Genomic DNA, 6004 nt, shown 5'->3' with positions numbered 1-6004 from the left:
CCGCAGGTCCGCGCGCCGCTCTCAGGCCGCCCCCGGCACCTCGGACGGGCCCCGGAAGGTCCGCCGGTAGGCGTTCGGGGTCGTCCCCAGCGAGCGTACGAACTGGTGCCGCAACGCTGCCGCGTTGCCGAAACCGGTCTGCCCCGCGATGGCCTCCATCGTCTCGTCCGAGGCCTCCAGCAGATGCTGGGCCAGCAGTACCCGCTGCCGCAGCAGCCAGCGGTAGGGGGTGGTGCCCGTCTCCTGCTGGAAGCGGCGCGCGTAGGTGCGGGGCGACATGTGGGCGAGGGCCGCGAGCTGGTCGACGGTCATCTCCTGGTCGAGATGGTTCTCCATCCACGCCAGGGTGTCCCCGACGGTGTCGCAACGGGTGCGCGGCAGTGGGCGCTTCACGTACTGCGCCTGGCCGCCGTCCCGGTGCGGGGGGACCACCATCCGGCGGGCGATGGTGTTGGCGACGTCCTGGCCGTACTCCTGGCGCACCAGGTGCAGGCAGGCGTCGACGCCTGCGGCCGTACCCGCCGACGTGATCACCTGGCCCTCGTCGACGTAGAGCACGTCCGGCTCCACCCGGGCCAGCGGGAAGCGCCGGGCCAGCTCGTCGGAGTGCCGCCAGTGCGTGGTGCAACGGCGGCCGTCCAGCAGCCCCGCCGCCCCGAGCACGAACGCGCCGGAGCAGACGGACAGCACCCGCGCACCGCGGTCCACCGCCCGGCGCAGCGCGTCCAAGACCTCGTCCGGGTACCCCCGGGCGACGAAGCGGCTGCCCGCCGGTACGGCGACGAGGTCGGCCTCCTCCAGCCGTTCGAGGCCGTGCGGGGTGGTGATGGTGAAACCGGCGTGGGTACGCAGGGCCGGCCCCTCCGCCGACACCACCGCGAAATCGTGCACCGGTAGACCCTCCTCGCTGCGGTCGAGGCCGAACACCTCGCACAGGACGCCGAGTTCGAAGGGGTGGACCTCGTCCAGCAGGAGAGCGGCGACGTTTTTCAGCATGGTGGCAGTGTGGCAGCAATTCGATGGTCGATGACAGTCCTGCCACTGCCCGGATGTGCTCACGGCCGCCAGAGTGGAGCCATGAACACACTCCTGAACCTCCTCGGTGTCACCGTCCTCGCCGCCCTCGTCCTGCTCCCGGCACTCGTCGGGTCCGCCCGGGAGCGCCGCATCTCCCGCGAGCTGCGCGCGGCTCGGAACGCCCGCCGCACCGACCCGCCCGCCCCCTCCGCCGAACCGCCGGCAGCCGCCCCGGCGCGGCACGCCGTACGGCTCCCGCATCTCCGGTCCTGGGCCCGCACCTGAGGGAGCCCTGTGCGGGAGCCCCGCGTCGGGACCTCCTGCGCGCGGGGCCGGCGAGCGATCATGGGGCGACCTGTTCACCCGACGGACGAAGTGAGACATGGCATTCATCCACCGCACCACCATGAACCCCGGCAAGCTCGACCTGGTCGCAGCCTGGCTGCCCGCCCAGCCCTGGTACGCGGGCGAGGAGCCCGAACTGGCGAAGGCGGGCGGCTTCCGGCTCGACGACCCGGAGGGCGAAGTGGGCATCGAGTTCATGGTGGTCACCGACACCTCGGCGGGCCGCCCGGTCCCGTACCAGGTGCCCGTCACCTACCGGGGCGCCCCGCTCGACGGCGCCGAGGCGGCCCTGATCGGCACCACCGAGCACGGGGTGCTCGGCACACGCTGGGTGTACGACGGCACCCGGGACGCCGTACTGACCGGCCGGCTCCTGGCCCTGCTGCACGGCCGCGCCGTACCGCAGGCGCAGAGCGAGTCGGACACCGTCGACCCGACCGTGCACAGCCGGTTCATGGGGGACGACATCCCCGAGAGCGCGGTCGTCGAGACCGTGCGGAGCGGGATGTACGGCACCGACGTCCTGCTGACGGACCCCGTGGGGGGCGGAAGCTGGACCCTGCGGGTGGTCCGCGCGCTGAGGGGTGACGCCGAGGAGGCCAAGGGCGACGCGGGGCCGCTGCACGGCGAGGTCACCGCGCTCTGGGCACCGCCGGGCGCGGAGCCGGCCCGGGCCCGTTTCGCCGAGGTGCGTGCCTCGACCGGGGCTTGACGCAACGGCGGCGGGCACCCCCTCGTGGGAGTGCCCGCCGTCGTGCGCCCTGACCGGAGGATCAGAAATCGTCGTCGAAGCCGACCGTGCCCTCCACCGCGACCTGGTACGCCGACGGGCGCCGCTCGAAGAAGTTCGTCAGCTCCTGCACGCCCTGGAGCTCCATGAACGAGAACGGGTTCTCGGAGCCGTACAGCGCCGGGAAGCCCAGCCGGACCAGGCGCTGGTCCGCGACGCACTCCAGGTACTGGCGCATCGACTCGGTGTTCATGCCCGGCAGGCCCTCGCCGCACAGGTCGCGGCCGAACTGGAGCTCCGCCTCCACGGCCTCCTTCAGCATGTCGGTGACCTGCTGCTGGAGTTCGTCGTCGAAGAGGTCCGGCTCCTCCTTGCGGACGGTGTCCACGACCTCGAAGGCGAAGTTCATGTGCATCGTCTCGTCGCGGAACACCCAGTTGGTGCCGGTCGCGAGGCCGTGCAGCAGGCCGCGCGAGCGGAACCAGTAGACGTACGCGAAGGCGCCGTAGAAGAACAGCCCCTCGATGCAGGCCGCGAAGCAGATCAGGTTGAGCAGGAACCGGCGCCGGTCGGCCTTGGTCTCCAGCCGGTCGATCTTCTCGACCGAGTCCATCCAGCGGAAGCAGAACTGCGCCTTCTCGCGGATCGACGGAATCTCCTCCACCGCGTCGAACGCGGCGGCACGGTCGTCCGGGTCCGGCAGGTAGGTGTCGAGCAGCGTCAGATAGAACTGGACGTGCACGGCCTCCTCGAACAGCTGCCGCGACAAGTACAGCCGCGCCTCGGGGGAGTTGATGTGCTTGTACAGCGTCAGCACGAGGTTGTTGGAGACGATCGAGTCGCCCGTGGCGAAGAACGCCACCAGCCGGCCGATCATGTGCTGCTCGCCCGGGGACAGTTTGGCGAGGTCGGCCACGTCGGAGTGGAGATCGACCTCCTCCACGGTCCAGGTGTTCTTGATCGCGTCCCGGTAGCGCTCGTAGAAGTCCGGATAGCGCATGGGACGCAGGGTCAGCTCGAAGCCCGGGTCGAGCAGGTTCTTGTTCATGTCGGTGGTCATTACTGGCAGGCCTCGCAGGACTCGGGGTTTTCGAGGGAGCAGGCGAGGGCCTCCGCGTCGGAGTACGCCTGCTGCACGGGGACGGTGGCGGGGGCGGGGGCGGCGGCCTTCGCGGTGCCGGAGGCGGCACGGGCGATCCGGGTCGCCGGACGCGAACGCAGGTAGTACGTCGTCTTCAGCCCCTGCTTCCAGGCGTACGCGTACATCGAGGAGAGCTTCCCGATGGTCGGCGTCTCCAGGAACAGGTTCAGCGACTGGCTCTGGTCGAGGTACGGCGTACGGGCCGCCGCCATGTCGATCAGGCCGCGCTGCGGGATCTCCCACGCCGTGCGGTACAGCGCGCGCACCTCCGCCGGAATCCAGCCGAAGCCCTGCACCGAGCCGCTCGCGTCGCGCAGCGCCTCACGGGTCCGCGCGTCCCACACGCCGAGCCGCTTCAGCTCGTCCACCAGATACGCGTTGACCTGGAGGAACTCACCGCTGAGCGTCTCGCGCTTGAAGAGGTTGGAGACCTGCGGCTCGATGCACTCGTACACCCCGGCGATCGATGCGATGGTCGCGGTCGGCGCGATGGCGAGCAGCAGCGAGTTGCGCATCCCGGTCTTCGCGACCCGGGCACGCAGCGCCTCCCACCGCTCCGGCCAGGCCGGAGCCGTGTCGAAGTGGTCCGGGTGCAGCACTCCGCGCGCGGCGCGGGTCTCGCTCCACGCGGGCAGCGGGCCCGACTTCTCGGCCAGGTCGCAGGAGGCCTCGTACGCGGCGAGCATGATCCGCTCGGAGATGCGGGTGGAGAGCAGCCGCGCCTCGGCGGAGTCGAAGGGCAGCCGCAGCTGGAAGAAGACGTCCTGGAGGCCCATCGCGCCCAGGCCCACCGGCCGCCAGCGGGCGTTGGACCGGCCGGACTGCTCGGTCGGGTAGAAGTTGATGTCGACGACCCGGTCCAGGAAGGTCACCGCGGTGCGCACGGTGGCGTCCAGCCGCTCCCAGTCGATCGTCCCGTCCGCCACGAAGGCGCCCAGGTTGACCGAACCGAGGTTGCAGACGGCCGTCTCGCCGTCGTCGGTGACCTCCAGGATCTCCGTGCACAGGTTCGAGGAGTGCACGACCCGGCCCGGTTCGGCGGTCTGGTTCGCGGTGCGGTTGGAGGCGTCCTTGAACGTCATCCAGCCCTGGCCGGTCTGCGCCAGGGTGCGCATCATCCGGCCGTACAGCTCACGGGCGGGGATCGTGCGGCGGGCCAGGCCCTTCGCCTCGGCGGCCCGGTAGGCGGCGTCGAACGCGTCGCCCCACAGGTCCACCAGCTCGGGGACGTCGGCCGGCGAGAACAGGGACCAGGATCCGTCGGCGTCGACCCGGCGCATGAACTCGTCCGGAATCCAGTGCGCCAGGTTCAGGTTGTGCGTACGCCGCTGGTCCTCACCGGTGTTGTCGCGCAGCTCCAGGAACTCCTCGATGTCCGCGTGCCAGGTCTCCAGGTAGACCGCGGCGGCACCCTTGCGCCGGCCGCCCTGGTTGACGGCCGCGACGGAGGCGTCCAGCGTCTTCATGAACGGCACGATGCCGTTGGAGAGCCCGTTGGTGCCCCGGATCAGGGAGCCGCGCGAGCGGATGCGGGAGAAGGACAGACCGATGCCGCCCGCGTGCTTCGAGAGCCGGGCCACCTCGTGGTAGCGGCCGTAGATCGAGTCCAGCTCGTCCAGCGGGGAGTCCAGCAGATAGCAGGAGGACATCTGCGGGTGGCGGGTGCCGGAGTTGAAGAGCGTGGGGGAGGAGGGCAGGTAGTCGAGCCGGCTCATCAGCCCGTAGAGCGCCTCGACCTCGTCCACCGCACCGGCGGAGTCGTTCTCGGCCAGCCCGGCCGCGACCCGCAGCATGAAGTGCTGCGGGATCTCCACCACCCGGCGGGTGATCGGGTGGCGCAGCAGGTAGCGGCTGTAGAGGGTGCGCAGGCCGAAGTAGCCGAATCGGTCGTCGGCGCCGTCCGCGAGCGCCCCCTCGACCAGTGCGTCCAGCCGCTGGGCATGCAGTTCCACGAACGCGGCCGTACGGTCCGCGATCAGGCCCTCGCGGTGGCCGACGGCGACCGAGGCGGAGAAGGCCACCGCGCCCTCACCGGCCGCCTCGGCGGCGATGGTACGGGTCAGCAGCCGGGCGGCGAGCCGCGAGTAGGCGGGGTCCTCCGCGATCAGACCGGCGGCCGATTCGGTGGCCAGGGTCAGCAGCTCCGCCTCGTCGGCGTGCGTGCTGCGGCCCCGCAGCGCGGCGGCGGCTACCCTCCCCGGGTCGGTGTCCGGCAGGTCCGCGGTGAGGGCGGTCAGGGTGCGCAGCAGCGCGGCCCCGGGGCCGTCGGCGGGCTGGATCGCCGCAGTGGCTGCGGGCACGGACGCCGGATCGGCGGGCGCGATGGTCACGGTGGTTGCTCTCCCTCGCTCGGCTCTGGGCCGGCGGGGGAAGGGGAGGGCCGCGGGGCGCGCCACCTGGAGACGGGCAGCACCGCACACGGCGTCCACCGGCCCAACCGCGAGGCCCGGACGTACGGGCGTCCGGTTCGGGTGAGCCGGACGCGCTGTCGGCAGGTAGCCGGACTCGAAGGTGCGCGAAACGCGCGGTTCATACCGTTGCGGGACAGTTCCGGATTCGCACCGGATTCCCCTGCGACGACAGCGAGACGAGCATACATGTGGTGGCCGGGGGGCGCCGACACCCCACATGTAGTGGCGGTGAGGGGCGTTGATCCGGTGCGGGGGCCGAGCGGATCACGGCCGGCCGCCGTTCCTCGCCGGTCGTACCGTGCCCGCCTTCCCGTCCTGCGCCCCGGCGGGCGCCTCGACCCGGTCGCGCACCCGGCCGGG

Annotated in this window: 5 protein-coding genes and 1 riboswitch; of the genes, 2 read left to right on the top strand and 3 right to left on the bottom strand. The window is 71.6% G+C overall.

Features of this window, described 5'->3' with window-relative positions:
- Positions 1-21: 21 nt before the first annotated feature.
- Positions 22-996, bottom strand: a complete 975-nt coding sequence (locus tag ACFWEP_RS30280) for a helix-turn-helix domain-containing protein (protein ID WP_387374820.1) — start codon at positions 994-996, stop codon at positions 22-24.
- An 81-nt stretch (positions 997-1077) separates the two neighbouring features.
- Between ACFWEP_RS30280 and ACFWEP_RS30275 the strand changes: the two genes are divergently transcribed.
- Entirely contained in the window at positions 1078-1302 is a 225-nt protein-coding gene (locus ACFWEP_RS30275; protein WP_387374818.1) for a hypothetical protein, read from the top strand.
- A 97-nt stretch (positions 1303-1399) separates the two neighbouring features.
- Positions 1400-2074 carry a 1,4-alpha-glucan branching protein gene (locus tag ACFWEP_RS30270; protein ID WP_387374816.1) on the top strand — a complete coding sequence of 225 codons (675 nt, stop codon included), beginning with the start codon at positions 1400-1402 and terminating at the stop codon, positions 2072-2074.
- A gap of 61 nt (positions 2075-2135) precedes the next feature.
- Here the strand turns inward: ACFWEP_RS30270 and ACFWEP_RS30265 are convergent, their stop codons facing one another.
- Positions 2136-3152 (bottom strand): ribonucleotide-diphosphate reductase subunit beta, encoded by a 1017-nt coding sequence (locus ACFWEP_RS30265; RefSeq protein ID WP_387374814.1) that lies wholly within the window; start codon positions 3150-3152, stop codon positions 2136-2138.
- Entirely contained in the window at positions 3152-5563 is a 2412-nt protein-coding gene (locus ACFWEP_RS30260) for a ribonucleoside-diphosphate reductase subunit alpha (RefSeq protein WP_387374812.1), read from the bottom strand. The genes ACFWEP_RS30265 and ACFWEP_RS30260 overlap by 1 nt, the downstream gene beginning before the upstream one ends.
- 142 nt (positions 5564-5705) lie before the next feature.
- A riboswitch (cobalamin riboswitch) is annotated at positions 5706-5869 on the bottom strand.
- Positions 5870-6004: the final 135 nt, after the last annotated feature.

The organism is Streptomyces sp. NPDC060198, from assembly GCF_042728415.1.
Classification (GTDB): domain Bacteria; phylum Actinomycetota; class Actinomycetes; order Streptomycetales; family Streptomycetaceae; genus Streptomyces.
Note: the sequence above shows the minus strand (reverse complement) of the source record. Positions and strands in the feature narration are given on the sequence as shown.